Raw genomic sequence first — 25,855 nt, 5'->3', positions numbered from 1 at the left:
TGACGATGCGCGGGAAACGCCGTGAGTGGGAAGACTGGTTTGGAATAATGTTTATACCCAAACCCACCAACAACGCTGATCCCTGTGGGAGCCAGCCTGCTGGCGATGGCATTCTTTCATTCAATGATTGTGTTGAATGTCACTCCGCTATCGCCAGCAGGCTGGCTCCCACAGGGGATTGTGGCGAGCATGAAAAAACCCCGGCACTTTCGCGACCGGGGCTTTTGGGTTTTGCAGCTCAGCGCTTAGTGATGTTCACGCGTCGCACGGAATTTCACGTCCGGCCAGCGTTCTTCCATCAGCGCCAGGTTGACGCGGGTCGGGGCCAGGTAGGTCAGATGACCACCGCCGTCGACTGCGAGGTTTTCCACAGCCTTGACGCGGAATTCCTCCATCTTTTTCTTATCGTCGCAATCGATCCAGCGTGCGGAGTACACGGTGATCGGCTCGTAAGAGCACTCGACCTTGTATTCCTCTTTCAAGCGGCTGGCGACCACATCGAACTGCAGCACACCGACGGCGCCGAGGATGATGTCGTTGCTGCGCTCGGGGAAGAACACCTGGGTCGCGCCTTCTTCCGCCAACTGCTGCAAACCTTGACGCAGTTGCTTGGATTTCAGCGGGTCACGCAGACGCACACGACGGAACAGTTCCGGGGCGAAGTGCGGGATGCCGGTGAAGCCCAGGACTTCGCCTTCGGTGAAGGTGTCGCCGATCTGGATGGTGCCGTGGTTGTGCAGGCCGATGATGTCGCCGGCGAACGCTTCTTCCAGTTGCTCACGCTCGGAAGAGAAGAAGGTCAGCGCATCGCCGATCCGTACATCCTTGCCGGTGCGCACGTGGCGCATCTTCATGCCCTTCTCGTATTTGCCGGAGCAGATACGCATGAAGGCGATACGGTCGCGGTGTTTCGGGTCCATGTTCGCCTGGATCTTGAACACGAAGCCGGCGAATTTCTCTTCAACCGGTTCCACGGTGCGCTCGTTGGCGACCCGGGCCAACGGTTTCGGCGCCCAGTTGACCACGGCGTCGAGCACGTGATCGACACCGAAGTTGCCGAGCGCGGTACCGAAAAACACCGGTGTCAGTTGGCCGTCGAGGAATTCCTGCTGGTTGAATTCGTGGCAGGCGCCTTGCACCAGTTCCAGTTGATCAACGAAGCGATCGTACTCGTCGCCCAAGTGCGCGCGGGCTTCATCGGAGTCGAGCTTCTCGATGATTTTCACATCGGTGCGCTCATGGCCGTGACCGGCGGTGTACACGATGATGTAGTCGTCGGCGAGGTGATAAACGCCTTTGAAGTCGCGGTAGCAACCGATCGGCCAAGTGATGGGTGCAGCCTTGATCTTCAGGACCGCTTCGATTTCGTCGAGCAGTTCGATCGGGTCGCGGATGTCACGGTCGAGTTTGTTGATGAAGCTGACGATCGGCGTGTCACGCAGACGGCAAACGTCCATCAGCGCGATGGTCCGTGGTTCTACACCCTTACCGCCGTCGAGGACCATCAATGCCGAGTCGACCGCCGTCAGGGTGCGGTAGGTATCTTCGGAGAAGTCTTCGTGGCCCGGGGTGTCGAGCAGGTTGATCATGTGATCGCGATACGGGAACTGCATGACCGACGTGGTAATCGAGATACCCCGCTGCTTTTCCATTTCCATCCAGTCGGAGGTGGCATGGCGGTCGGACTTGCGAGACTTCACCGTGCCCGCAATCGCAATCGCCTTGCCCATCAGCAAGAGCTTCTCGGTGATGGTGGTTTTACCGGCATCGGGGTGGGAAATAATGGCGAAAGTGCGGCGTTTCGCGACTTCGGCGGCCTGTTTGGTCATGGGAAATCGCCTGGCGGTGATTCAAAAAAGGGCGGCGAGTATAGCGCAAACCGACTGTCACGGACCACCGCCCGCCCGGACGCGAGGAACTTTGTAGGAGCCGGCTTGCTGGCGATGGCATCACCTCGGTGTATCTGGCAGACCGAGGCGCGCCCATCGCCAGCAAACCGGCTCCTACAGGGACGTGATCGGACATCAAGGGTGGCTATCTGCTGTTAAATATGGAACCTTTTAAAAGGTAGAGACGTCCACTCCCCTGTTACAGCTCTCGTAGCAGGGTTTGAAGAACCTGCAAGTTAGCCTGACGAGGCTGCGCTTATGGCTCGATCTCATGCGGTTGCATCAGCATGAAGAGCTGCTTCTCGCGAACGTTGATAATCCCGGCAGCCAGGAATGGCATTGCCACTCGGGACTGCGTTCGCCGACAAAGAAAAAAGGAGTCCGCCTGTGGCTATTCGCTATGGCAAAGGGCTGATAGGAGGTGCGGTTGTCGTCGCCCTTCTGGCCCTGCTGGTCCACTGGATTGGCATCAACACGATCGAACATTACCGCGACGATTTGTTGTTTTACCTGCAAGCTCACCTGATTCTCGTCCTCGTTTCCATGCTGGCCGCCCTTGTTGTGGGCATCCCCGCCGGCATCTTCCTCAGCCGCCCGACCATGGTTGGACGCGCCGAACGCTTCATGCAGATCTTCAACATCGGCAACACCGTGCCGCCTCTCGCCGTACTGGCCATTGCTCTGGGGATTCTGGGCATTGGCAGCGGCCCCGCGATCTTTGCGCTGTTCCTCGCCTCGTTGTTGCCGATCGTGCGCAACACCTATGAAGGCCTGAAAAACGTCCAGGGTTCACTCAAGGAAGCGGCCGTCGGCATCGGCATGACGCCGACACAAGTGCTGTGGCGGGTTGAATTGCCAAACGCCGTGCCGATCATCATCGGCGGCGTGCGCGTGGCGCTGGCGATCAACGTCGGTACCGCGCCATTGGCGTTCCTGATCGGCGCCAACAGCCTGGGCAGCCTGATTTTCCCCGGCATCGCCCTGAACAATCAGCCGCAACTGCTGCTCGGCGCCGCTTGCACCGCCCTGCTGGCCTTGCTGCTCGACGGACTGGTGACACTCGCCAGCCGCCTCTGGCTCGAACGCGGCTTGCGCCCGTCTTAAGCCTCGGCAAAGGAAGACTCATGAAAAAAATATGCTTATTTTTAGGCTGCGCCCTGCTGTTCGCAGGATTTGCCCAAGCCGCTGAAAAACCCGTGATCCGCATCGGTGCCCGGGTGTTTACCGAGCAAACCCTGCTCGCGGAAATCACTTCACAGTACCTGCGCGCCAAGGGTTACGACGCCCAGGTCACGGGCGGTCTGGGCAGCAACCTCGCTCGCAGCGCTCAGGAAAGCGGCCAACTGGATCTGATTTGGGAATACACCGGCGTGTCGCTGGTGGCTTACAACCACATCACTGAAAAGCTCGACAGTGCCCAGTCCTACGCCAAGGTGAAAGAACTCGACGCGAAAAAAGGCCTGGTCTGGCTGACCCCGTCGAAATTCAGCAATACCTACGCTCTGGCGCTACCGGAAACCACGGCGAAGGCTTATCCGCAGATCAACACCATCAGCGAGCTGAACACGGTGATGCAAGCTGAGGCGAAGACCAACCACCTGGTCGCCCTGGACACCGAGTTTGCCAACCGTTCCGACGGCATGGCCGGCATGGTCGAGCTCTACGGCATGAACCTGACCCGCAAAAACACGCGGCAGATGGATGCCGGGCTGGTCTACACCGCACTGCGCAATGGCCAAGTGTTTGCCGGTCTGGTCTACACCACCGACGGTCGCCTGAACGCCTTCAAACTCAAGTTGCTTGAAGACGACAAGCACTACTTCCCGGACTACACCGCCGCGCCGGTGGTGCGCCAGGTTTACCTCGATGCCCATCCGAAACTGGCGGAAGAAATCAAACCGCTGGCCGAGCTGTTCGATGACGAAACCATGCGCGCGCTCAATGCGCGGGTTGATGTCGATCACGAAAGCCCTTCATCCGTTGCCGCCGATTTCCTGCGCCAGCACCCCATCAACTAAGGAGGAAAAGCCATGGAATTTCTCAACGCCTTTTCCCATCTCGACTGGCCGCTGGTGCTGCACCTGACCTGGCAGCACATCACCCTGGTCGGCATCGCCGTGACCCTGGCGATTCTGGTCGGCGTGCCGCTGGGCATTCTGATGACGCGTTTCCCGACGCTCGCCGGCCCCTTGCAGGCCAGCGCCACGGTGCTGCTGACCGTGCCGTCGATTGCCCTGTTCGGCTTGCTCTTGCCGTTCTACTCGAAATTCGGCCAGGGCCTCGGTCCGATGCCGGCGATCACCGCGGTGTTTCTGTACTCGCTGCTGCCGATCATGCGTAACACCTACCTCGCCCTGACCGGTGTTGAACCGGGCATTCGCGAAGCCGCACGCGGTATCGGCATGACCTTCGGCCAGCGCCTGCGCATGGTCGAACTGCCTATTGCCGTGCCGGTAATTCTTGCCGGCGTGCGCACTGCCGTGGTCATGAACATCGGTGTCATGACCATCGCCGCGACCATCGGCGCCGGCGGCCTCGGTGTACTCATTCTCGCTTCCATCAGCCGCAGCGACATGTCGATGCTGATCGTCGGCGCCGTGCTGGTCAGCCTCCTGGCCATCTTCGCCGACCTGCTTCTGCAATGGCTGCAACGCACGCTGACTCCAAAAGGACTCCTGAAATGATCGAACTTCAAAACCTCAGCAAGACCTTCCAAAGCAACGGCAAAGATGTGAAAGCCGTGGACTCGGTCAGCCTGACCGTCAATGAAGGCGAAATCTGCGTGTTCCTCGGGCCGTCGGGCTGCGGCAAAAGCACCACGCTGAAGATGATCAACCGCCTGATCAAACCGACCTCGGGCAAGATTCTGATCAACGGCGAGGACACCACTGACCTCGACGCCGTGACTCTGCGCCGCAACATCGGTTATGTGATCCAGCAGATCGGTCTGTTCCCGAACATGACCATCGAGGAAAACATCACCATCGTTCCGCGCCTGCTGGGCTGGGACAAACAGAAGTGCCACGACCGCGCCCGCGAGTTGATGAGCATGATCAAGCTTGAGCCCAAGCAGTATTTGAATCGTTATCCGCGTGAACTGTCTGGCGGTCAGCAGCAGCGGATCGGCGTGATTCGCGCACTGGCGGCCGATGCGCCGTTGCTGTTGATGGACGAACCGTTTGGCGCGGTCGACCCGATCAACCGCGAGATGATCCAGAACGAATTCTTCGAGATGCAACGGGCGCTGAACAAGACCGTGATCATGGTCAGCCACGACATCGACGAAGCCATCAAACTGGGTGACAAGATTGCAATCTTCCGTGCCGGCAAGCTGTTGCAGATTGACCACCCGGACACGTTGCTCGCGCACCCGGCGGACGATTTCGTCAGCAACTTCGTCGGCCAGGACAGCACGCTCAAGCGCCTGTTGCTGGTGAAGGCCGAAGACGCGGCGGACAACGCGCCGTCCGTCAGCCCGGAAACGCCGGTGGCCGAGGCCTTGGAGTTGATGGACGAACTGGACCGTCGTTACGTGGTGGTCACTGATGGTGAGAACAAAGCGCTCGGTTACGTACGACGTCGCGACCTGCACCGTCAGACCGGCACTTGCGCGCAATACCTGCGCGAGTTCAACGCCACGGCGGCGTATGACGAGCATCTGCGCATTCTGTTGTCGCGGATGTACGAGTTCAATCGCTCGTGGTTGCCGGTGATGGATGCCGAGCGGGTGTTTCTCGGGGAAGTGACCCAGGAATCGATTGCCGAGTATCTGAGTTCAGGCAAGTCGCGTGGCGGCAAGACCAGCATTGTTTCGCCAGCCGAGACCGCTGTCGCCTGATCTGACGCTATCGCTAGCAGGCTAGCTCCCACATTGGATCTGTGGTGTGCATGCAATCTGTGCAACAACACAAATCCTCTGTGGGAGCTAGCCTGCTAGCGATTGGGGCAAACACAACTCCCGCCTGACACACCCGAAATCTCCCTGCCGAGGGAACATCACACTGTCATGCAGGTCGGTTACATCAGTAACTGTCCGGGACCGCACGACGGAAGTGTGCAAAAACGCGACATTTTTTGTTGATCTCAAGCCCCTCACGCCCTAAAGTTCGCGCCGAACGTCCATGCTGGAAACGATCCATCCGGCTCAAGTACTGACGACGAGACAGCAAGGCCAAGGGAAGCACCGCCTCCCGTGGCCTTTTTGCTTTCGGCGACATGCCTTGGGAAGTAGGCGAACCAAAGTGGGGATACGGAGGACGTTCATTTGCACCCATTGATAATTTCAGTTTGCCAGTAGGAGTTCCCAGCATGTCGATCAACGTCGAAGACTATTTCGCGCGCGATACTTTCAACAAAATGAAGGCCTTCGCCGACAAACAAGAAACCCCGTTCGTGGTGATCGACACCGCGATGATCAGCAAGGCCTATGACGACCTGCGCGCCGGTTTCGAATTCGCCAAGGTCTACTACGCGGTCAAGGCCAACCCGGCCGTCGAAATCATCGACCTGCTCAAAGAGAAAGGCTCGAACTTCGACATCGCTTCGATCTACGAGCTCGACAAAGTGATGAACCAGGGCGTCGGCCCGGATCGCATCAGCTACGGCAACACCATCAAGAAATCCAAGGACATCCGCTACTTCTACGAGAAGGGCGTGCGTCTGTATGCCACCGACTCCGAAGCCGACCTGCGCAACATCGCCAAGGCTGCACCGGGTTCGAAAGTCTACGTGCGCATTCTGACTGAAGGCTCGACCACCGCTGACTGGCCTCTGTCGCGCAAATTCGGCTGCCAGACCGACATGGCCATGGACCTGCTGATCCTCGCTCGTGACCTGGGCCTGGTGCCTTACGGCATCTCGTTCCACGTCGGTTCGCAACAGCGCGACATCAGTGTCTGGGACGCGGCGATCGCCAAGGTCAAAGTGATCTTCGAGCGTCTGAAAGAAGAAGACGGCATCCACCTCAAGCTGATCAACATGGGCGGCGGCTTCCCGGCCAACTACATCACCCGCACCAACAGCCTGGAAACCTACGCGGAAGAAATCATCCGTTTCCTCAAGGAAGACTTCGGCGACGACCTGCCGGAAATCATCCTGGAGCCGGGCCGTTCGCTGATCGCCAACGCCGGCATCCTGGTCAGCGAAGTGGTACTGGTTGCGCGTAAATCCCGCACCGCTGTAGAGCGATGGGTGTACACGGATGTGGGCAAGTTCTCCGGCCTGATCGAAACCATGGACGAAGCCATCAAGTTCCCGATCTGGACCGAGAAGAAAGGTGAAGTGGAAGAAGTGGTTATCGCCGGCCCGACCTGCGACAGCGCCGACATCATGTACGAGAACTACAAGTACGGTCTGCCGCTGAACCTGGCAATCGGTGATCGCTTGTACTGGCTGTCGACCGGTGCGTACACCACCAGTTACAGCGCCGTCGAATTCAATGGCTTCCCGCCGCTGAAGTCGTTCTACGTGTAAAACGCTGCACGCAGACATCAAAAAGCCCATGACGTGACATGGGCTTTTTTTGTCTGGATTGCACCCAGTTCCCTGCGGGACCTGGCCTGCCAGCGATGGTCTCAAGAGCAGCGCCTACAGGGCCGGGAGTTCCTGCCCCAGTTCGGCGTATCGACGGGCATAATCGGTCGCCAGGTCGCGAATCTGCGCATCGGTTGCGCTCAACAGCGCCTTACTCGCCACCCGCAGAAAATTCAGATTGCCCCCGGCCAATGCTTTGCGCAACCATTCCAGCGCCTCGTTTATTTTCCCTTCATCCGCCAGCACCGCGGCATAACTGAACTGCCCGCGAAAATCCCCGCCGACCGCAGAACGTCGGTACCAATCGACAGCGCCAACCGGATCTGCCGCACAAACCCGCCCTTCTTCCAGATAACGCCCGAGCAGATTCATCGACTTCGCGTGCCCCAGCTCAGCAGCGCGACGGTAGAGTTCCAGCGCTTGCAACTGATCCTCGACCACCCCGCGCCCGGTGGCCAGCAAATTGGCGTAGTTGTACATCGCCCAATCCAGACCCGCTTCTGCTGCAATCCGGTAATGCCGCGCGGAGACTGAAGCATCTGCCGCACAACCCCAACCATGTTCATGACAACGACCGAGCATGTTGCGCGCCATCAGATGCCCGCCCTGGGCGGCTATCTCGAACCAGCGCACGGCCAGAGGCTGGTCCTGCTCGATCCCTTGGCCGTCCAGCAGAATCTGGCCGAGCAAGGCTTGGGCATCGAGAACCCCTTCGCGGGCAGCGATCAGGATCGCCTGAGCAGCACGTGCCGGACTGTCATTAAGCATGGCTTTGAGGTGATCGCCGTCGAGCACTTCTTCACGGCGCAGTTGAAAACTCATACCTCGACCCAGCGACGCAACAGGTTGTGATAAGTGCCGGTCAGGCGGATCAGTGAGGGATGGTCGGGCATGTCCTGCGTCAGTTGCTGGATCGCCCCGTCCATCTCGAACAGCAGGGCGCGCTGGCTGTCTTCGCGGACAAGGCTTTGGGTCCAGAAGAAGGAGGCGAACCGTGTGCCGCGCGTGACGGCATTGACCTTGTGCAGACTGGTGCCGGGGTACAACACCATGTCGCCGGCGGGCAACTTCACACGCTGGGTGCCGTAGGTGTCCTGGATTTCCAGTTCACCGCCGTCGTAATCCTCAGGCTCGCTAAAGAACAGTGTCGCCGACAGATCCGTGCGCACACGCTCGATGCTGCCTTTGGGCTGACGCACGGCGTTGTCGATATGAAAATCGAAACTGCCGCCCGCTGTGTAGCAGTTCAGCAACGGCGGGAAAACCTTGTGCGGTAACGCCGCCGACATGAACAGCGGATTTTTCCACAACCGTTCAAGCATCGCCGCGCCAACCTCCTTGGCCAGCGGATGACCTTCCGGCAGCTGCAGATTGTGTTTGGCCTTGGCTGACTGGTAGCCGGCGGTGATCTTGCCGTCAGCCCAATCCGCCCGCTCCAGAGCCTCACGGATGCGCTGCACTTCTTCTTTCGCGAACACGCCGGGGATGTGCAGCAGCATGGGAATACACCTGAAGACAAAGAGGCGCTAATGGTATTGATTCTTATTGGCGCTGTAAAACCCCTGCGACGAATGAAACAGCAAAAACCGTAAGGGAAAATTGTAAAGATTGTAAATTCAGTGCGAATAGCAATATTTCGCAATTGATAAGAATACTCGATTACCCTATATTCCGCGGCCTCAAATCCTTGGGGAGGGGAATTCACATGTCACGCCAACAACCACAATTACCTGTCAGTTCACCGCGTTTGCTCGCTTCTGCGATTGGCGTGGCAATCACCGCCGGCTCTGCGGGGCACATGGTTTTCGCTGCCGAAAAGACCGAAAAAGCGCCAAACAATGCGATTTCCCTGGACGCCACTGCCATCACCGGCGAAGCCCAGGACGATACCTCCTACAAGACCGACACCTCGACCAACAAGAAATACACCGCACCGCTGCGCGAAACACCGAAAAGTGTCACCGTGATTCCGCAGCAGGTGATCCGCGACACGGGCGCCACCAGCCTGGTCGACGCCTTGCGCACCACACCGGGCATTACCTTCGGTGCTGGCGAAGGCGGCAACCCGGCGGGCGACCGTCCGATCATTCGTGGCTTCAGCGCTGAAAGCGACACGTTCGTCGACGGCATGCGCGACCCGGCGTCCCAGAGCCGCGAAATCTTCAACGTTGAATCGATCGAAGTCAGCAAAGGCCCGGGGTCGGCCTTCACCGGCGCCGGCTCCACCGGTGGCAGCCTGAACCTGGTGAGCAAGACCGCCAAACTGGGCAGTTTCTACAATGGCGGCTTCACTTGGGGCTCGGATCAGACCAAGCGCACCACCCTCGACCTGAACCAGCAGATGACCGACACCTCGGCTTTCCGTCTGAACCTGATGAAGCACGAAGCCAATGTCGCCGGGCGCGATACCGTGGATGTCAGCCGCTGGGGTGTGGCGCCGACGTTCGCTTTCGGCCTGGGCACCGATACCCGCGTGACCCTCGGCTACTACCACGTCGAAACCGACGACATGCCGGACTACGGCATTCCGCTGACCCTGAACCCGGCCCGCAGCAAGTACAACGTCGACAAACCGGTGCATGTCGACCGCGACAACTTCTACGGCGTGAGCAATCGCGACTATCGCGAAACCACCAATGACAGCGGCACCTTCAAGATCGAGCACGATCTGAATGAAGACCTGACCGTGTCCAACAGCTTCCGCATGTCCCGTTCGACCCTGGACTACATCGTTACCAACCCGGACGACAGCAAGGGCAACGTCGCCAAGGGCAGTGTGTACCGTGGCACCAAGAACCGTAATTCGACGTCCAGCGGCTGGGTCAACCAGACCGACCTGAGCGCCAAATTCGACACTGGCGCCATCGCACACAGCCTGGTGACCGGTCTTGAGTTTTCTTATCAAGACACCCACAACCGCCCGTACATCTTGACTTCGGCCGCCAGCGGCACGACGTGCAACCCGGCACTTTTCCGCTCCGGCGACTGCACCAGCCTGTACAACCCGACACCTGGGGATAACTGGAACGGCACGATTACCGACAGCGCCGCGTTCACCGACACCGACACCAAAACCGCCGCGGCCTACGTGTTCGACACGCTGAAGTTCAACGAACAATGGTCGCTGAACCTGGGTCTGCGCTATGACAACTACAAGACCCAATCCAGCGGCTTCGCTAATGCTGGCCGTACCACACGGGCGGGGAGCTTCGATCGCGAGAACACCAGCGACCTGGTCAACTACCAGATCGGCGTGGTCTACAACCCATTGCCAAACGGCAGCATTTACGCGGCTTACTCGACCTCCAGCAACCCGTCCGGTGAAACCAGCGGCAACGGTAGCCTGGACCTGGCGGCGAACAACAACGATCTGGACCCGGAAAAAAACCGCAACTACGAGATCGGCACCAAGTGGGACTTCTTCGGTGACGACCTGTCGCTGACCGCTGCACTGTTCCGCACCGAGAAAACCAATGCGCGCATGAACGATCCGGACGGCGCCACCACCCAAGTGCTGGACGGCGAGCAGCAGGTCAACGGCCTGGAACTGACGTACACCGGCAAGCTGACCCGTAACTGGAAGGTCTATGGCGGCTACACCTACATGGAAAGCGAAGTGGTCAAAACCACCCTCGCCGCCGATGAAGGCAACCATATGCCGAGCACCCCGCGAAACAACTTCACCCTGTGGTCAACCTATGACGTGGTTCCGGAAAAGTTGACCATTGGTGCCGGCGCCACGTTCGTCGATTCGCAGTTCGGCAACATCGCCAACTCGGTAGAGATCCCGTCCTACTGGCGCTACGACGCGATGGCCAGCTACCGCCTGACCAAAAACGTCGACCTGCAACTCAACGTGCAGAACCTGACCGACAAGCGTTACTTCGACCAGGTGTTCCAGACGCACTACGCCCACGTGGCGGCGGGCCGTACTGCCCTGCTGAGCGCCAACTTCCACTTCTGACGCAAGTGTGAGGTCAAAGCCCCGTTCATCCACATGAACGGGGCTTTTGTGCGTAAAAAAGAATGCTTCTCGACAGCCCACGGCATAATGCGCGCCGTGATGACAATTTTTGAACGAACAAGGCGAGTGACGTGTTGAAGAAAACCCTGTTCCAGTTGCACTGGTTTTTCGGTATCAGTGCCGGGCTGGTCCTGGCCCTGATGGGCATCACCGGGGCGACAGTGTCGTTTGAGGATGAAATCCTGCGCGCACTCAACCCGTCGGTGTTGCAGGTCGAGAAACAGGTCGCCGGCGTGCTGCCGCCGGCTGAACTGGTGGAAAAAATCGAAGGCGCGTCGGGCAAGAAAGTCGCGATGATCTGGGTCGACACCGACAGTGGCAACGCCGCGCGGGTGTCCTTTACCCCGCCACCGGGCGAGCGTCGCGGTGAGATGCGCTACTTCGATCCGTACACCGCCGAGTTCCTGGGCGACGCCACCGGCCAGGATTTCTTCGGCCTGATGCTGCAACTGCACCGCTTCCTCGCCATGGGCGATACCGGTCGGCAAATCACCGGCGCCTGTACGCTGATCCTGGTGTTTTTCTGCCTGTCCGGCCTTTACCTGCGCTGGCCGCGCCAATGGACAAGCTGGCGCGCCTGGCTGACCCTCGACTGGAAGAAAACGGGCCGCAGCTTCAACTGGGATTTGCACTCGGTGGCCGGCACCTGGTGTCTGGTGTTTTACCTGCTGGCGGCGCTGACCGGGTTGTCCTGGTCTTACGAGTGGTACAACAAGGGCCTGACCCGATTGCTCTCCGACTCACCGCAGAACGAGCGGGTTCGCAATCGTGGCCCGGCGCCAGAAGGCCCGGCACCGACCGCCGATTACGCCGCGATGTGGAGCAGCATCTACAGCGCTGCCGGTCCGGCACTGAGCGCCTACAACATCCGCATGCCGCCAGTGGCCGGGCAACCGGCGACCGTGTTTTACCTGCTGAACTCCTCGCCACACGACCGCGCGCTGAACCAGATCACCCTCGATCCGGCCACTGGCCTCGTCAAACGCCATGACCGCTACAGCGACAAAAGCTTCAAGGCGCAACTGCTGACGAGCATCTACGCGCTGCACGTCGGCAGTTACTTCGGGATTTTCGGACGGATCGTCCTGACGCTCAGCGCGCTGACCATGCCGCTGTTTTTCATCACTGGCTGGTTGCTGTACCTGGATCGTCGACGCAAGAAAAAACACATCAAGGACGCCCGCAAAGGCCTTGAACAACCGGACAGCGATGCACCGGCGTGGCTGATCGGCTTCGCCAGCCAAAGTGGCTTTGCGGAACAACTGGCGTGGCAGACCGCCGGCCAACTGCAAGCAGCAGGCCTGCCGGTGAAGGTTCAGCCGCTGGCCAATGTCAGCGAGCAAGATCTGCGTGATTCCAGTAACGCGCTGTTCGTAGTCAGTACCTTCGGTGACGGCGAAGCGCCGGACAGCGCTCGCGGTTTTGAACGCAAGGTGCTGGGCCGGGCATTGAGCCTGGAAAGCCTGAATTACGCGGTACTCGGACTCGGTGATCGCCAGTACCAGCACTTCTGTGGTTTCGCCCGACGCTTGCATGCCTGGCTCGGCGAACACGGTGGCAAGCACCTGTTTGCGCCGGTGGAAGTCGACTGCGGCGACCCTTACGCCTTGCGTCACTGGCAGCAGCAACTCGGTCTGCTGACCGGAAAGGCGCCCGTGGACACCTGGCAAGCGCCGAGCTACGACAACTGGACGCTGAGCCGCCGCGACTTGATGAACCCGGACAGCAGCGGTTCGCCGGTGTACCTGTTGGGCCTCAGCGCGCCGACCACCAGCAGTTGGCTGGCCGGTGATCTGGTGGAAGTGTTGCCGCGTAACTGCTCGTGGGCGATCGAGCATTTCCTCGATGGCCTTGGGATTGACGGGCGGGCGGCGGTGGTGCTCGATGGCTTGTCGCAATCGCTGGAACAAGCACTCGCCACTCGACAATTGCCCGAGAACCGCACGCACCTTGTCGGTCTGCACGCGCAAGCGCTGGTGGACGCGCTGGTGCCGTTGGCCCTGCGCGAATACTCCATCGCCTCGATTGCCGCCGACGGCGTGCTGGAACTGATCGTACGCCAGGAACTGCATCCCGACGGCCGCCTGGGTATCGGCTCCGGATGGCTGACCGAACACGCGCCGCTGGGCAGCACCATCAGCTTGCGCGTGCGACGCAACAGCGGTTTCCATCTGCCGGTCGAACCGTTGCCGATGATCCTGCTGGGCAACGGCACGGGCCTTGCCGGGCTGCGCAGTTTGCTCAAGGCGCGGATTGCCGATGGGCAGACTCGCCATTGGCTGCTGTTTGGCGAGCGCAATCGCGAGCATGACTACCTGTGTCGCGCCGAGCTGGAAGAGTGGCTGATCTCCGGGGACATCGAGCGTCTGGACCTGGCGTTTTCGCGGGATCAAGCCGAGAAGATCTATGTGCAGGATCGCTTGCGTGAATCGGCCAATCTGCTCAAGCAATGGCTGGCCGACGGTGCCGTGATTTACATCTGCGGCAGCTTGCAGGGGATGGCATCAGGGGTGGATCACGTGCTCAACGAAGTGCTCGGGATTGAAGAGGTGGACCGCCTGATCGAGCAAGGTCGCTACCGCCGCGACGTTTACTGACACCCCCCAGTCCCTGTGGGAGCGAGCTTGCTCGCGATTGCGGTGCAACATCCAACAGACCTGTTGAATGTAAAACCGACATCGCGAGCAAGCTAGCTAGCTAGCTCCCACAGGATCCAGGCGTCGTCCGTTACCCTTCTAGCGGCTGCAATTTCTGCTCAAACACACTGACCCCATCCAGATCCCGCAACACCACACTCATCTCCCCCGTCGCCCCCTCGATATTCACCTCGCCAAAAAACTGAAACCCGGCAAACGGCGACGTGTTCTGCGCCGGCGGTGCCTTCTCGAACACCACTTCAGGACCGAAGGTTTTATCCAGCGGATTAGGTCCGAAACTCCCCGCATTCAACGGCCCGGCAACAAATTCCCAAAACGGTTCGAAGTCCTGAAACGCGGCACGATCCGGATGATAGTGATGCGCCGCGCAGTAATGCACATCCGCGGTCAGGAACAGAAAATTGCGCACCTGTTGCGCCCGCAAAAAACCGAGCAGTTCGGCGATTTCCAGTTCACGCCCCTGAGCGGCGCCCGGATCACCGTTGGCAACCGCCTCCCAGCGCGCCACGCCAGGACTGACTTCGCCATCGGGCACGCCGAGGCCGATCGGCATGTCGGCGGCAATGACTTTCCACTGGGCACTGGAGGCTTTCAATTCACGCTTGAGCCAGTCCAGTTGCTCACGCCCGAGAAAGGGTTTGGCTGCGCCGAGGTTGTCATCATTGGCCTCACGATAACTGCGCATGTCGAGTACAAACACATCCAGCATCGGCCCATAACCGAGCTTGCGATAAATCCGCCCGCCACCGTCGGCGCTCTGCAACCGCATCGGTGCATATTCCAGCCACGCCTGACGTGCGCGGCCTACCAGGCTGTGGATATCCTTGCTCTTGTAGCGCTCGTCCAGTTGCTTGCCCGGCGACCAGTTGTTCACCACTTCGTGGTCGTCCCACTGCCAGATCTGCGGCACTTCAGCGTTGAAGCGACGGACGTTGTCGTCCATCAGGTTGTAGCGGTAATTGCCGCGGTACTCATCGAGGGTTTCGGCGACTTTGCTCTTGGCATCGCTGGTGATGTTGCGCCACACGCGACCACTTTCGGTGGTCAGCTGCGCCGGGACCGGACCGTCGGCGTAGATGGTGTCGCCGCTGTGGATAAAGAAATCTGGCAGGCGCAAACGCATGGCTTCATAGATGCGCATGCCGCCAATGTCCGGGTTGATGCCGAAGCCTTGGCCGACGGTGTCGCCGCTCCAGACAAAGCGGATGTCGCGCCGGGCCTGCGGCACGCTGCGCAAGTGACCGAACCAGGGTTCGCTGGCGACGCCACTCTGAGCGTCTTCGAAATGCACGCGATAGAAAATCGCCTGATCGGCGGGCAGACCGGTGAGCTCGACCCGTGCGGTGAAATCGCTGCGGGCATCCGCCAGTGGCGAGACAAAACGCCGAGGGTTGCTGAACAGACTGCGGGTGTCCCATTCCACCACCATCCGCGCCGCACGATCGCTGCGGCTCCAGACCATCGCCCGGTCGCCCAGCACGTCGCCGGACTGCACGCCATCGGTGAGTTGCGGCCGGTCCTTGACCGACGCAATCACCGCCGGCGCGAGGCCGGGAAGCAGAATCCCGGCGCCGACCGCTTGCATGACACGACGGCGACCGAGGTTGAATTCGCTCATGGTGTTCTCCCTGAAAAAGGAAAACTAAAACATGACCGTGTGAACCGGGCGTGACACACAAATCAGCCAACACCACAGATCCCCTTGTGGAGGCACCGTCGCGGCTCCCGGTCCTATCAAAGAATAGGAAATTTCGACACCGCTATCGGGAATAGTCCTAGCTCCAGCGCCTAAGCGTCCTAGTAGTTTGAACTCGAATACCCGGCAGACAAAGCCCGCAAACAGAACCAGGAAGGTTGAACCATGAAATATGATTTGAAGTTTCAGATTTACGGAAGAGAAGAAGCCAGCGACCTGGCGGTATTCGAAACCGATTTGCCCCCGACCGTTACCACGGATGTCCTGATGCCGATAATGGCCTGGCATAAGGAAGAGGATGCCATGGCGAGCCATCTTCTGACCGCCAGGCAAATCACGGCAATTGAACGTCTCGCAATGATGAAATTACCCAGGAACCTAATGCTGTATATCAGCTGCTACCTGTGAGCCTTCGGTATCCCCCACTTGAATATTTTATGACAGCTGTGCATGAGGGCTGTGCTGTGCCGGGTGTGGTTCAGGCGCGGGCGTTGCAGCGGGAGGAGGCGTACCTCGGTTTGATGGTGTTGTCGCTGACGCCATCGCGGGCAAGCCCGCTCCCACATTTGATTTTCGTCGTATACAAATTTGGCGCTTGATGAAGATCAATGTGGGAGCGAGCCTGCTCGCGATGACGGTGCAACATTCAACGAAAATGGTGACTGTTACACCGCCATCGCGAGCAGGCTCGCTCCCACAGGGGTTAAGTGTCAGGCGCTGACGGGCTCTACCGCCAGCTCAACAACCTCGGGCCGTTTGGCCACCGCATACACCACCGCCGTCAGCAAACTCCCGGCCACAATCGCCAGCAAATAAAGCAGTGCGTGGTTGATCGCATTCGGGATCGCCAGCACAAACAACCCACCGTGCGGCGCCATCAGTTTGCAGCCGAAATACATCGACAGCGCACCCGTCAACGCCCCCCCGGCAATGCTCGCCGGAATCACCCGCAGCGGGTCCTTGGCGGCAAACGGAATCGCGCCTTCGGAGATGAAGCACAACCCCAGCACCAACGCCGCTTTCCCCGCTTCGCGTTCAGTCTGGGCAAACTTGCGTCGGGCAATGAACGTGGCGATGCCCAGGCCAATCGGCGGCACCATGCCGGCGGCCATCGTCGCGGCCATCGGCGCATAACTCTGCGACGCCAGCAGCCCCACCGAGAAGGCATAAGCGGCTTTGTTGATCGGCCCGCCCAGGTCGACGCACATCATCCCCCCCAGCAATACGCCGAGCAGAATAGCGTTGGTGGTGCCCATACTGTCGAGGAAATGCGTGAGCCCCGCGAGCATCCCGGCCACCGGTTTGCCGACGACATAGATCATCACCAGACCGGTGAACAGACTCGCCAGCAACGGGATGATCAGGATCGGTTTCAGCGCCTCAAGGCTTTGCGGCAAACGCGCATACCGATTGATCGCCTGCGCCGCGTAACCGGCGATGAAACCGGCAATGATCCCGCCGATGAAACCGGCACCCAAGGTGCTCGCCAGCAAACCACCGATCATCCCCGGCGCAAGGCCCGGACGGTCGGCAATCGAGTAGGCGATGTAGCCCGCCAGCAGCGGCACCATCAGCTTGAACGCCGTCTCGCCACCGATCTGCATCAGGGCGGCGGCGAGGGTGCCTTCCTCCTTGAACGCGGTGATGCCGAAGACGAACGACAACGCGATCATCAGACCGCCCGCCACCACCATCGGCAGCATGAACGACACACCGGTCAGCAGGTGTTTGTAGACGCCGGTCTTCTCCTTTTTGGCCGGGCCTTTGGCGCCGGTCGCGGCGCTTTCCTGCGTGCCTTCGGCCAGCGCTTTGTTCAGCGTCGCTTCGGCTTGTTTCAAGGCGATGCCCGTGCCGCAACGGTAGATTTTCTTGCCGGCAAAACGCTCGGTCGCGACTTCGATGTCGCAGGCGAGCAGTACCACGTCCGCGTCGGCAATCGCCGTCGCACTCAACGGATTGCGTGCACCGACCGAGCCCTGGGTTTCGATCTGCAGGTCGTACCCCAAACGTTTCGCCGCTTGCTGCAAAGCCTCAGCGGCCATGAACGTATGAGCAACGCCGGTCGGGCATGCGGTGATCGCGACCAGCCGGGGCGCGTTTTTCGCGACGGCTGCAGGTTCGGCGACCGCTGCGGGGGCGACGTAAACCTCAGCGTCTTCGGCACCACGGCGCAGCACCGCTTCGACATCTTGCAGGGCGTGCGCCGGGGTGCTTTGGAACACGCGCTTGCCAAAGAATCGCGACATGTCCACCGGCGCGCTGGTCACCAGCAACACCCACTCGGCCGCTTCAATTGTGGCCGCCGACAACTGACGTTCCGGGTGCGCCGCATCCACCACTTCGACGCTGGTGCTCCAGCCCTGACGCTGCGCTGCGGCATCGAGCAAGCGGGCACAAAGCACGCTGGTGACCATACCGTTGGGGCAAGCCGTAACAATGGCTAACTTCATGACAAACCCTCTTATTGTTCTGTCAGGGGACGCACGCGCACACCCTGTTCGAGCCGCGCCAACTGCGCCGCATCACCGATTCCGAAACCGATCTGGGTCACCGCCATCGCGGCAATCGCCGTGGCGGTGCGCAGGGTTTGTTCCGGCGTGTCGGCACTGAGCAGACCGTGGAGCATGCCGGCCAACAGCGAATCACCCGCGCCGACCGTGCTGGCGACGCTAACCTTGGGTGGCGTGGCATGCATCGCCGAACCGACACTGAACCAGTTCACGCCATCGGCGCCGTGGGAAATCACCACATGTTCGATGCCTTGCGCATGCAAGCGGCTCGCAGCTTCAGCTTGAGCCGCGACCGAAATCACTTCGCAGCCGAGCACTTCGGCCAGTTCTTCGGTGTTGGGTTTGATCAGCCACGGACCGGCCTTGAGCGCCGCGCGCAACGCTTCGCCACTGGTGTCCAGTGCGACGTTCAAGCCAAGATTCTTCAAGCGCACAATCAGCGCCTGCAACCACTCGGGACTGATGCCCTGAGGCAGGCTGCCGGCAACGACGACCGCATCATGACCCGGCGCAATCTGATCGAGGCGATCCAGCAACGCCTGCTGCGCCGCTTCACTGACCATCGGCCCCGGCCCGTTGATGTCGGTGATGCGCCCGTCGCTTTCCGCCAGTTTGAGGTTGCTGCGTGTCTCGCCGGGAACGCGGATAAACGCGTCGACAAAACCGCGTTTGGCGAACAGGGCTTCGAACGCCTGTAGATTGTCTTCGCCGAGGAAACCGCTGACGGTGAGCGAATGCCCAAGGTCCGCCAACACCTGCGCCACGTTCACGCCTTTACCGGCGGCGTGGGTGTGCATTTCGTCGCTGCGATTGACCTGGCCGGGTTCAAGGCGCGGCAACTGAACCGTCAGGTCCAGCGCCGGGTTGAGGGTCAGGGTCAGGATCTTGGCCATTACAGGGCCTCCACTAATGCGCGCACTTCATCCGCGCTGCCGACGGCCAGGGCCTGTCGGGCAAGGGTTTGAGTCTGGGTCAGGCTGAGTTCGCGGATGCGCGCCTTGACTTCGGCAATGCTGCGGCCCGACACGCTCAACTCATCCACACCGAGGCCGACCAGCACCGGCACCGCCAGCGGATCAGCCGCCAGTTCACCGCACACGCCGACCCACTTGCCATGGGCATGGGCCGCGCGCACGGTGATGTCGATCAGTTGCAGCACCGCCGGGTGCAAGCCGTCAGCCTGGGCCGACAAGGTCGGATGGCCACGGTCGATGGCCAGGGTGTATTGGGTGAGGTCGTTGGTGCCGACGCTGAAAAAGTCGACTTCCTTGGCCAGCACCGGCGCCAGCAATGCCGCCGATGGCACTTCGATCATGATCCCCAGTTGCAGGTCCGCCACCGGGATTTCCAGACGCAGGCGCTCGGTCATGTCTCGGGCCTGACGCCACTCGTCAACGCTGCCGACCATCGGGAACATGATGCGCAGAGGGCGGTTGTCAGCGGCCCGCAGCAGGGCGCGCAATTGCGCTTCCATGATCTGCGGACGCTGCAAGGTCAGGCGAATGCCGCGCACGCCGAGGAACGGGTTTTCTTCTTTCGCAATCGGCCAATACGGCAGCGGTTTGTCGCCACCTACATCGAGGGTGCGCACCACCAGCGGCCGACCGGCGAGGCCATCGAGCACACGACGGTATTCGACTTCCTGAGTCGCCTCGTCCGGCGCCTGCGAGTGGGCCATGAAAATCAGCTCGGTGCGCAGCAAGCCGATGCCTTCGGCGCCCTGCTCCACGGCGCTGGTGACGCCTGCGCTTTCCCCGATGTTGGCGAACACTTCGACCGCATGGCCGTCGGTGGTCAGCGCCGGTTGATGACGTTGTTCGGCCGCCGCTTTCAAGCGTTGCTCGCGGGTGTCGCGCTCTTCGGTGGCGCGCTGCAGGGTCGCCGCATCGGCGTCCACGTGCAGGCGACCGCGTTGACCATCAAGCAGCAATGGCGTGCCCGGCGCCAGCAGCAACACCGCTGCACCGGCGCCGACCAATGCCGGAATACCGAGCGCACGGGCGACGATGGCGCTGTGCGCGGTAGCGCCGCCACGGGCGGTGAGAATGCCGGCGACGCGGGTTGGATCGAGACGCGCGACATCGGACGGACCGACTTCGTCCATGACCAGGATGTAGGGCTGATCGGGTTCATTGGGCGTCTCGACGCCGCAGAGTTGCGCCAGCACGCGACGGCCGATATCGCGCAGATCTGCCGCACGCTCGGCGAGCAAGGCGTCCTGCAGCGATTCCTGTTGTTTCGCTGCGGCTTCAATCACTGCCATCCACGCCGCTTCGGCGCTTTCGCCCTGCTTGAGGCGAGTCTCGACTTCATCGGTCAATTCCGGGTCGTCGAGCATTTCCTGATGCGTAATGAAAATCTCGCGAATGGCTTTGGATTTGCTGCGTTCGATCAAGCCTTCGATGTCGCGACGCACGTGCGCCAGCGCTTGCTGGAGACGCTCGCGTTCAATGGCGGCGGACTCCCCGCGCAGCGGGTATTCGATGGTTTGCAGTACTTGAATGTGTGCCGGGCCGATGGCAATGCCCGGCGCGGCAGGGATGGCCTGAACCAGGCTGCCGGACGCCGGGGCGAGCAGCACTTCGGCCACCTCCGCGATCACTTCACGTTGTTGGCTAACAGCAGGCAATGGCTCGATTTCTTCACCGAGGCCTTCTTCGATCGCGGCCAGCAAGGCGGGCAAGGCATCGGCGGCGATGCTCGGCTCAGCGATGAATTCCAACACCTGACCGCGACGGGCGCCGAGGCTCAGCAGTTTGCTCAAGCTCTTCACCGACACCGCGCTGTCTTGGCCATCGACAATGCGCACGCGAATCTCACCGTCAAAACTCTTCGCCAGTTGTGCGAGGATTTTCGCCGGGCGGGCGTGCAAGCCGTGGGCGTTGGCCAGCGCAATGCGAGCGCTGGGCCAGTCCGCCGGCAGTTCACCGCCGAGCACTTCGAGGACTTTACGGCTGCTGGTGGCACGTCCCAGTTCATGACCACGGCCTTCGATCAGCAACGCGCAAAGGCGTTCGAGCAAGGCCTGGTGCGCCTCGCCGAGGCTGGCCAGACAGAACAGACCGCTGAGCGGCTGGCCGAGGTAGCGTATCGGTTTGTCCGGCGTGACAAACGCCAGGCCCGGACGCTTGACCGTTTGCTCGCTGTGCAACCACCACAAGCCATCGCCCAGCGGCAACGCTTCGACTTGCTGCAACACCGCAGAAAAACCATTGCTCACACAATCCGCCTGCCGCAGCAAACGCGCACCGCGCCAGACCAGTTCTTCGAAGTCATCGGCCGACACGCCGAGACCGATCATCTGTGCATCCAGCGCCAGTTCCTGCGGCGCGCCTTGCAACAGTTTCAGCAATGCTTCGGCAGAACTGGCGCGACGCAGGGCCTGGCCCAGATCGGTTTCGCCGAGGGCGCGGGTCAGCAGTTGCAGCAGGCGCAAGTGCTCATCGGATTTGGCCGCAATGCCGATCGCCAGATAGACGATCTGGCCGTCGCCCCAATCCACGCCTTCAGGGAATTGCATCAGCCGCACGCCGGTGGAAAACACCTGGTCGCGGGTTTCCGGCGTACCGTGGGGGATGGCAATACCTTGCCCGAGAAAGGTCGAGCCCTGGGCTTCGCGCGCCTGCAAACCGGCGAGATACCCCTCGGCCACCAGACCATCGGTGACCAGATGCCCAGCCAACAAATGCAACGCTGCGGACTTGTCCACGGCCGACTGGCCCATGGAAATCTGCTCTATCGTGAGCTCGAGCATGCTTTCTCCTTTTTGGCACCTTGAGGTGCCAGGTATTGTTTTGAATGAGTCAGCTTAGGCGCTTAATCATCACTTTTGGCGGTTTCGCGGCAGAACCGGCCAAATGCACCTGAAACGTAGAAAATACGCTTGCTGAAACGTTTAATCTAGAATGATTGGCACGTTACTCGATTATGTCCCATCCTTGAAGCCCAACTTGTCGGATTGGCTGCGACAATAGTCGCCTGCCTGAATCGGGTAGGATTGGCGAAAATGTCGGCCGACAAACAAGGAAAACCCGAGTTGAAACTCAGTGATATCGCCCAACTGGCCGGTGTGTCCGTGACCACCGCCAGTTATGTCATCAATGGCAAGGCCGAACAGCAACGCATCAGTAGTGCCACCGTCGAGCGCGTGCGCGCGGTCGTTGAACAACACGGCTTCACGCCCAACCCGCAAGCGGCCGGGCTGCGCAGTCGGCACACCCGCACGCTGGGCTTCATTCTGCCGGACCTGGAAAACCCCAGTTACGCGCGAATCGCCAAGCTGCTGGAACAAGGTGCCCGGGCCCGCGGTTATCAGTTGCTGATCGCCAGCTCCGACGACGCGCCGGACAGCGAACGGCAATTGCTGCAACTGTTCCGCGCCCGTCGTTGCGACGCCTTGATCGTCGCCAGTTGCCTGCCGGCCGGTGACGACAGTTACCGACAGCTGCAAGCCAAAGGCATTCCGATCATCGCCATCGACCGGGTCATGGAGCCCGAGCATTTCTGCTCGGTAATCAGTGATGATCGCGAAGCCAGTCTGCAACTGACGCGTAGCCTGCTCGAGCCGTTGCCCAAGCAGATCGCCCTTATCGGCGCACGCCCCGAACTGAGCATCAGTCAGGAACGGGCCGCCGGGTTCAAGGAAGCGCTGACCGGGTTCAAAGGCGAGATCCTCATCGAACACGGCGAATCGTTCAGCCGCGAGTGCGGCAAGCAGTTGATGGAAGAACTGCTTCAGCGCCTGGGGCATTTGCCGGATGCGCTGGTAACCACATCCTACGTGCTGCTTCAGGGCGTGTTCGACGCGTTGCACGACTTCCCGCTGAAAACCCGCCCGCTGCGTCTCGGCACGTTCGGCGACACGCAGTTGCTGGACTTCCTGCCGCTGCCGGTCAACGCCATGGCCCAGCAACACCAGTTGATCGCCGACAAAGCGCTGCAACTGGCCCTGGCCGCCATTGAGCAATCGGATTACCAGCCCGGCGTGCAAGCCATCGCGCGGACCTTCAAGCAGCGTATTCGCCAGGACTGAACCGTGGAGCTGATCGACAGCCACACTCATCTGGACTTTCCGGATTTCGACGAGGATCGTCAGGCGCTGCTCGCCGAGAGCCGCGCCCTTGGCGTGCGGCGGATGGTGGTGCTGGGGGTTTATCAGGCCAATTGGCAGCGGGTCTGGGATCTGGTGCAAAGCGATCCCGATCTGCATGCCGCGTTGGGTCTGCACCCGGTTTTTCTGGACCAGCATCGGCCTGAAGATTTGCCCGCACTCGGCGATTGGCTCAGCCGTTTAGCCGGCCATCGACAGCTGTGCGCGGTGGGTGAGATCGGCCTCGATTACTTCATCGAAACCCTCGACCGTGAGCGCCAGCAAGCGCTGTTTGAGGCACAACTGCAATTGGCGGCGGACTTCAATCTGCCGGCGCTGATTCATGTGCGACGCAGCCATGCAGCGGTGATTGCCACGCTCAAGCGCTTCAAGTTGAAACGCGCGGGCATCATTCACGCCTTCGCCGGCAGCAAGGAAGAGGCCCGCGAGTACATCAGGCTCGGTTTCAAACTGGGCCTTGGCGGCGCGGCGACCTGGCCGCAGGCGTTGCGCATGCACCGGGTGCTCGCCGAGTTACCGTTGGAGTCTGTGGTATTGGAAACCGACTCACCGGACATGGCCCCCGCCATGTTTCCCGGCCAACGCAACAGCCCGGCGCATTTGCCGGCGATTTGCGAGGCGCTGGCCGGGATCATGGCGGTCAGTCCGCAACAATTGGCCGCCGTCAGCACGGCCAATGCCTGTGAGCTGTTCAACTGGTAGTCAGTCGGCGTGAGCCTTCGCCGCTTCAAGAATCAGCGTGATGTGCTGCCGATGCCTCGCGTATTGAATAACGACGCAATAGATCAGAATCGCAACCAGCGAGAAATTCAGCTGTTCGACGACGCTGATCAACCCGACCCACTCCATCACCAACGCCACCAGCAGCGCGGTGCAGACCGTTACCAATGTGCTGGCTCGCAGCATCGCGAGTGAGTCGATGGACTTGATGCGCCTGATCTGTTTCGGGTCGCTCAGTTGCAAGGCTTTGTGGCAATGCGAACAAGAGAATGCTTCGTTGATTGCGATGGCATTGAGTTGCCAGGGTTCGAGTAGCCGAACGTTCCCGCAATGGGCACAGTGCCCCTGGATTCCAGTTGTAGCGAAGGACATAACCGAGCCTCCTCAGGGTAGGTCAGGGTTGTGGATCATCCTTCATTGAAGAGCAAATGCCAGAGTCTTGGGGAAAACCGGAAATTGCCGACACGTGGAGGTAATAAATACTACGGACAGGGCGCAAACCTGTAGGAACAAGCTTGCGCCTACAGGGACTATGCGATTCTTCAGACCCGGAAGGCGCTGATCAGCTGTTTGAGCTCAACCACCTGCGCCGACAACGCCCGGCTGGCATCTTCGGTCTTGTGTGCACCTTCGGCGGTGCGCTCGCCAGCCCGGTTGATCTCGACGATGTTCTGGTCGATGTCATGGGCGACAGCAGTCTGTTGCTCCACGGCGGCGGCGATCTGCTGGTTCTGATCGACGATCATGCCCACCGCGCCGAGGATATTTTCCAGCGCCTGCTGGACCTTTTCCGACTGCCCCACCGTGCCATTGGCCATTTGATGGCTGGTGCCCATGGCCTTCACTGCGGCGCCGACACCGCTGTGCAGTTTGGCGATCATCTGTTCGATTTCTTCGGTCGATTGCTGGGTGCGTTTGGCCAGGGTCCGGACCTCGTCCGCCACCACCGCGAAACCTCGGCCTTGTTCGCCTGCCCTCGCCGCCTCGATGGCCGCGTTGAGCGCCAGCAGGTTGGTCTGTTCGGCGATGCTTTTGATCACTTCCAGCACGCGGCTGATGGACTGACTGTCACTGGCCAGTTGATTGATCACCCGCACCGACTGATCGATTTCGCTGGCCAGCGCCGCAATGCTGCCCTGCTGCGACTCCACCAACCCGCGACCACTGATGGTTTCGTCATTGACGCTGTGGGCGCTGCTGACCGCAGCGGCGGCGCTGCGGGCCACCTCCAGCGAGGTGGCCGACATTTGGTTCATCGCCGTGGCGACCTGTTCGATCTGCGAGCGTTGCCCCGCGACAGCCTGGTTGCTTTGGGCCGACACGTTTTCGACCTGACCGGCCTGACGCTCGACTTCTCCGACGGTGTGGCCGACACGCTCGATCAGGTCATGGATTTTCTTCACGGTGCCGTTGAACACCTCGCCCAACTCGCCCAGCTCGTCACGGCTGTTGGCGTTGAAGGTCACGGTCATGTCGCCGGCCGCCACCTTGTCCATCATCGCGCCAAGTCGCTTGAGGGTGGTGCGGGTCGAGGCGTAAAAGCCGCCGTAGAGGTAGAAGATCAACACAAACACCACCGACAACGCGACGGCCTGCAAGACCATGTGCGTACGGTTCTCGGTCAGGCGCTGTTGCAACTGGGTATCGAGGAATTTCAGGGTGGCTTCGTTGAGTTGGTAAGTCTGGTCCATCAGGCCGGTGACCTGATCGTAAAAGG

General features: G+C 60.5%; 19 protein-coding genes. 10 read left to right on the top strand and 9 right to left on the bottom strand.

All coding sequences use genetic code 11. The features are described from left to right. Window positions 1-245: 245 nt before the first annotated feature. A complete protein-coding gene (locus tag F8N43_RS22615) occupies window positions 246-1,829 on the bottom strand; it encodes a peptide chain release factor 3 (protein ID WP_150633945.1) in 1,584 nt (527 codons plus the stop codon). A 447-nt stretch (window positions 1,830-2,276) separates the two neighbouring features. On the opposite strand from F8N43_RS22615, the gene F8N43_RS22605 reads away from it, so the two are divergent. The 5 genes from F8N43_RS22605 (at window position 2,277) to F8N43_RS22585 (ending at window position 7,361) form a co-directional block, all read left to right on the top strand. Next, complete coding sequence (locus F8N43_RS22605) at window positions 2,277-2,993, top strand: ABC transporter permease (RefSeq protein WP_054049992.1); 717 nt, start codon at window positions 2,277-2,279, stop codon at window positions 2,991-2,993. Between the two features lie 20 nt (window positions 2,994-3,013). Continuing rightward, window positions 3,014-3,907, top strand: a complete 894-nt coding sequence (locus tag F8N43_RS22600; protein WP_150633943.1) for a glycine betaine ABC transporter substrate-binding protein — start codon at window positions 3,014-3,016, stop codon at window positions 3,905-3,907. Between the two features lie 12 nt (window positions 3,908-3,919). Further along, window positions 3,920-4,573, top strand: coding sequence for an ABC transporter permease (locus tag F8N43_RS22595; protein ID WP_007942812.1), 654 nt, complete (start codon window positions 3,920-3,922; stop codon window positions 4,571-4,573). Beyond that, entirely contained in the window at window positions 4,570-5,727 is a 1,158-nt protein-coding gene (locus F8N43_RS22590; protein WP_150633942.1) for a betaine/proline/choline family ABC transporter ATP-binding protein, read from the top strand. The genes F8N43_RS22595 and F8N43_RS22590 overlap by 4 nt, the downstream gene beginning before the upstream one ends. Before the next feature lie 470 nt (window positions 5,728-6,197). Further along, the gene (locus F8N43_RS22585; protein ID WP_150640009.1) at window positions 6,198-7,361 is read left to right on the top strand and encodes a type III PLP-dependent enzyme; all 1,164 of its coding nucleotides are present in this window, start codon (window positions 6,198-6,200) and stop codon (window positions 7,359-7,361) included. A 114-nt stretch (window positions 7,362-7,475) separates the two neighbouring features. Here the strand turns inward: F8N43_RS22585 and F8N43_RS22580 are convergent, their stop codons facing one another. Both F8N43_RS22580 and F8N43_RS22575 read right to left on the bottom strand, forming a co-directional pair. Continuing rightward, complete coding sequence (locus F8N43_RS22580; protein ID WP_150654403.1) at window positions 7,476-8,243, bottom strand: tetratricopeptide repeat protein; 768 nt, start codon at window positions 8,241-8,243, stop codon at window positions 7,476-7,478. Next, window positions 8,240-8,920: a Fe2+-dependent dioxygenase gene (locus tag F8N43_RS22575; protein WP_150633940.1), complete on the bottom strand. Its 681-nt coding sequence runs from the start codon at window positions 8,918-8,920 to the stop codon at window positions 8,240-8,242. Before F8N43_RS22575 ends, F8N43_RS22580 begins: the two co-directional genes overlap by 4 nt. A 206-nt stretch (window positions 8,921-9,126) precedes the next feature. On the opposite strand from F8N43_RS22575, the gene F8N43_RS22570 reads away from it, so the two are divergent. Beyond that, the gene (locus F8N43_RS22570) at window positions 9,127-11,385 is read left to right on the top strand and encodes a TonB-dependent receptor (RefSeq protein WP_150654402.1); all 2,259 of its coding nucleotides are present in this window, start codon (window positions 9,127-9,129) and stop codon (window positions 11,383-11,385) included. Window positions 11,386-11,516: 131 nt separating this feature from the next. Continuing rightward, entirely contained in the window at window positions 11,517-14,042 is a 2,526-nt protein-coding gene (locus F8N43_RS22565) for a PepSY domain-containing protein (protein WP_150654401.1), read from the top strand. Between the two features lie 130 nt (window positions 14,043-14,172). On the opposite strand, the gene F8N43_RS22560 is transcribed toward F8N43_RS22565, so the two are convergent. Further along, window positions 14,173-15,720 carry an alkaline phosphatase D family protein gene (locus F8N43_RS22560; RefSeq protein WP_150654400.1) on the bottom strand — a complete coding sequence of 516 codons (1,548 nt, stop codon included), beginning with the start codon at window positions 15,718-15,720 and terminating at the stop codon, window positions 14,173-14,175. Window positions 15,721-15,963: 243 nt separating this feature from the next. On the opposite strand from F8N43_RS22560, the gene F8N43_RS22555 reads away from it, so the two are divergent. Beyond that, window positions 15,964-16,206, top strand: a complete 243-nt coding sequence (locus tag F8N43_RS22555; protein WP_150633936.1) for a pyocin S6 family toxin immunity protein — start codon at window positions 15,964-15,966, stop codon at window positions 16,204-16,206. A 302-nt stretch (window positions 16,207-16,508) separates the two neighbouring features. On the opposite strand, the gene F8N43_RS22550 is transcribed toward F8N43_RS22555, so the two are convergent. Genes F8N43_RS22550 through ptsP form a run of 3 tightly spaced genes read right to left on the bottom strand, consistent with a single transcriptional unit; the run spans window position 16,509 to window position 22,062 of the window. Continuing rightward, entirely contained in the window at window positions 16,509-18,248 is a 1,740-nt protein-coding gene (locus F8N43_RS22550) for a PTS fructose-like transporter subunit IIB (protein WP_150654399.1), read from the bottom strand. An 11-nt stretch (window positions 18,249-18,259) separates the two neighbouring features. Then, window positions 18,260-19,201, bottom strand: coding sequence for a 1-phosphofructokinase (gene pfkB / locus F8N43_RS22545; protein ID WP_150640095.1), 942 nt, complete (start codon window positions 19,199-19,201; stop codon window positions 18,260-18,262). Further along, window positions 19,201-22,062, bottom strand: coding sequence for a phosphoenolpyruvate--protein phosphotransferase (gene ptsP, locus F8N43_RS22540; RefSeq protein ID WP_150633524.1), 2,862 nt, complete (start codon window positions 22,060-22,062; stop codon window positions 19,201-19,203). Before ptsP ends, pfkB begins: the two co-directional genes overlap by 1 nt. A gap of 282 nt (window positions 22,063-22,344) precedes the next feature. Between ptsP and cra the strand changes: the two genes are divergently transcribed. Continuing rightward, window positions 22,345-23,340: a catabolite repressor/activator gene (gene cra, locus F8N43_RS22535; RefSeq protein WP_150633570.1), complete on the top strand. Its 996-nt coding sequence runs from the start codon at window positions 22,345-22,347 to the stop codon at window positions 23,338-23,340. A 3-nt stretch (window positions 23,341-23,343) separates the two neighbouring features. Next, the gene (locus tag F8N43_RS22530; RefSeq protein WP_150654398.1) at window positions 23,344-24,120 is read left to right on the top strand and encodes a TatD family hydrolase; all 777 of its coding nucleotides are present in this window, start codon (window positions 23,344-23,346) and stop codon (window positions 24,118-24,120) included. On the opposite strand, the gene F8N43_RS22525 is transcribed toward F8N43_RS22530, so the two are convergent. Together F8N43_RS22525 and F8N43_RS30030 are read right to left on the bottom strand one after the other, a co-directional pair. Beyond that, on the bottom strand, window positions 24,121-24,510 hold the full coding sequence (locus F8N43_RS22525; protein WP_150633526.1) for a hypothetical protein: 390 nt from the start codon (window positions 24,508-24,510) through the stop codon (window positions 24,121-24,123). A gap of 170 nt (window positions 24,511-24,680) precedes the next feature. Next, window positions 24,681-25,385, bottom strand: coding sequence for a methyl-accepting chemotaxis protein (locus F8N43_RS30030; RefSeq protein WP_412072600.1), 705 nt, complete (start codon window positions 25,383-25,385; stop codon window positions 24,681-24,683). Between the last annotated feature and the right edge of the window lie 470 nt (window positions 25,386-25,855).

The sequence above is a fragment of the Pseudomonas fluorescens genome (assembly GCF_902498065.1).
In the GTDB taxonomy this organism is placed as follows: Bacteria; Pseudomonadota; Gammaproteobacteria; order Pseudomonadales; family Pseudomonadaceae; genus Aquipseudomonas; species Aquipseudomonas fluorescens_BJ.
This window is presented reverse-complemented; position numbering and strand designations above follow the sequence as displayed.

Excerpts from the sequence above, each read along its gene's own strand:
- F8N43_RS22570 (WP_150654402.1), top strand. The coding sequence starts at position 9,127 with ATGTCACGCCAACAACCACAATTACCTGTCAGTTCACCGCGTTTGCTC.
- F8N43_RS22525 (WP_150633526.1), bottom strand. The coding sequence starts at position 24,510 with ATGTCCTTCGCTACAACTGGAATCCAGGGGCACTGTGCCCATTGCGGG.
- F8N43_RS22560 (WP_150654400.1), bottom strand. The coding sequence starts at position 15,720 with ATGAGCGAATTCAACCTCGGTCGCCGTCGTGTCATGCAAGCGGTCGGC.
- F8N43_RS22575 (WP_150633940.1), bottom strand. The coding sequence starts at position 8,920 with ATGCTGCTGCACATCCCCGGCGTGTTCGCGAAAGAAGAAGTGCAGCGC.
- ptsP (WP_150633524.1), bottom strand. The coding sequence starts at position 22,062 with ATGCTCGAGCTCACGATAGAGCAGATTTCCATGGGCCAGTCGGCCGTG.
- F8N43_RS22550 (WP_150654399.1), bottom strand. The coding sequence starts at position 18,248 with ATGAAGTTAGCCATTGTTACGGCTTGCCCCAACGGTATGGTCACCAGC.
- F8N43_RS22600 (WP_150633943.1), top strand. The coding sequence starts at position 3,014 with ATGAAAAAAATATGCTTATTTTTAGGCTGCGCCCTGCTGTTCGCAGGA.
- F8N43_RS22615 (WP_150633945.1), bottom strand. The coding sequence starts at position 1,829 with ATGACCAAACAGGCCGCCGAAGTCGCGAAACGCCGCACTTTCGCCATT.
- F8N43_RS30030 (WP_412072600.1), bottom strand. The coding sequence starts at position 25,385 with ATGTCGGCCACCTCGCTGGAGGTGGCCCGCAGCGCCGCCGCTGCGGTC.
- F8N43_RS22595 (WP_007942812.1), top strand. The coding sequence starts at position 3,920 with ATGGAATTTCTCAACGCCTTTTCCCATCTCGACTGGCCGCTGGTGCTG.
- F8N43_RS22580 (WP_150654403.1), bottom strand. The coding sequence starts at position 8,243 with ATGAGTTTTCAACTGCGCCGTGAAGAAGTGCTCGACGGCGATCACCTC.
- F8N43_RS22585 (WP_150640009.1), top strand. The coding sequence starts at position 6,198 with ATGTCGATCAACGTCGAAGACTATTTCGCGCGCGATACTTTCAACAAA.
- F8N43_RS22555 (WP_150633936.1), top strand. The coding sequence starts at position 15,964 with ATGAAATATGATTTGAAGTTTCAGATTTACGGAAGAGAAGAAGCCAGC.
- pfkB (WP_150640095.1), bottom strand. The coding sequence starts at position 19,201 with ATGGCCAAGATCCTGACCCTGACCCTCAACCCGGCGCTGGACCTGACG.
- F8N43_RS22590 (WP_150633942.1), top strand. The coding sequence starts at position 4,570 with ATGATCGAACTTCAAAACCTCAGCAAGACCTTCCAAAGCAACGGCAAA.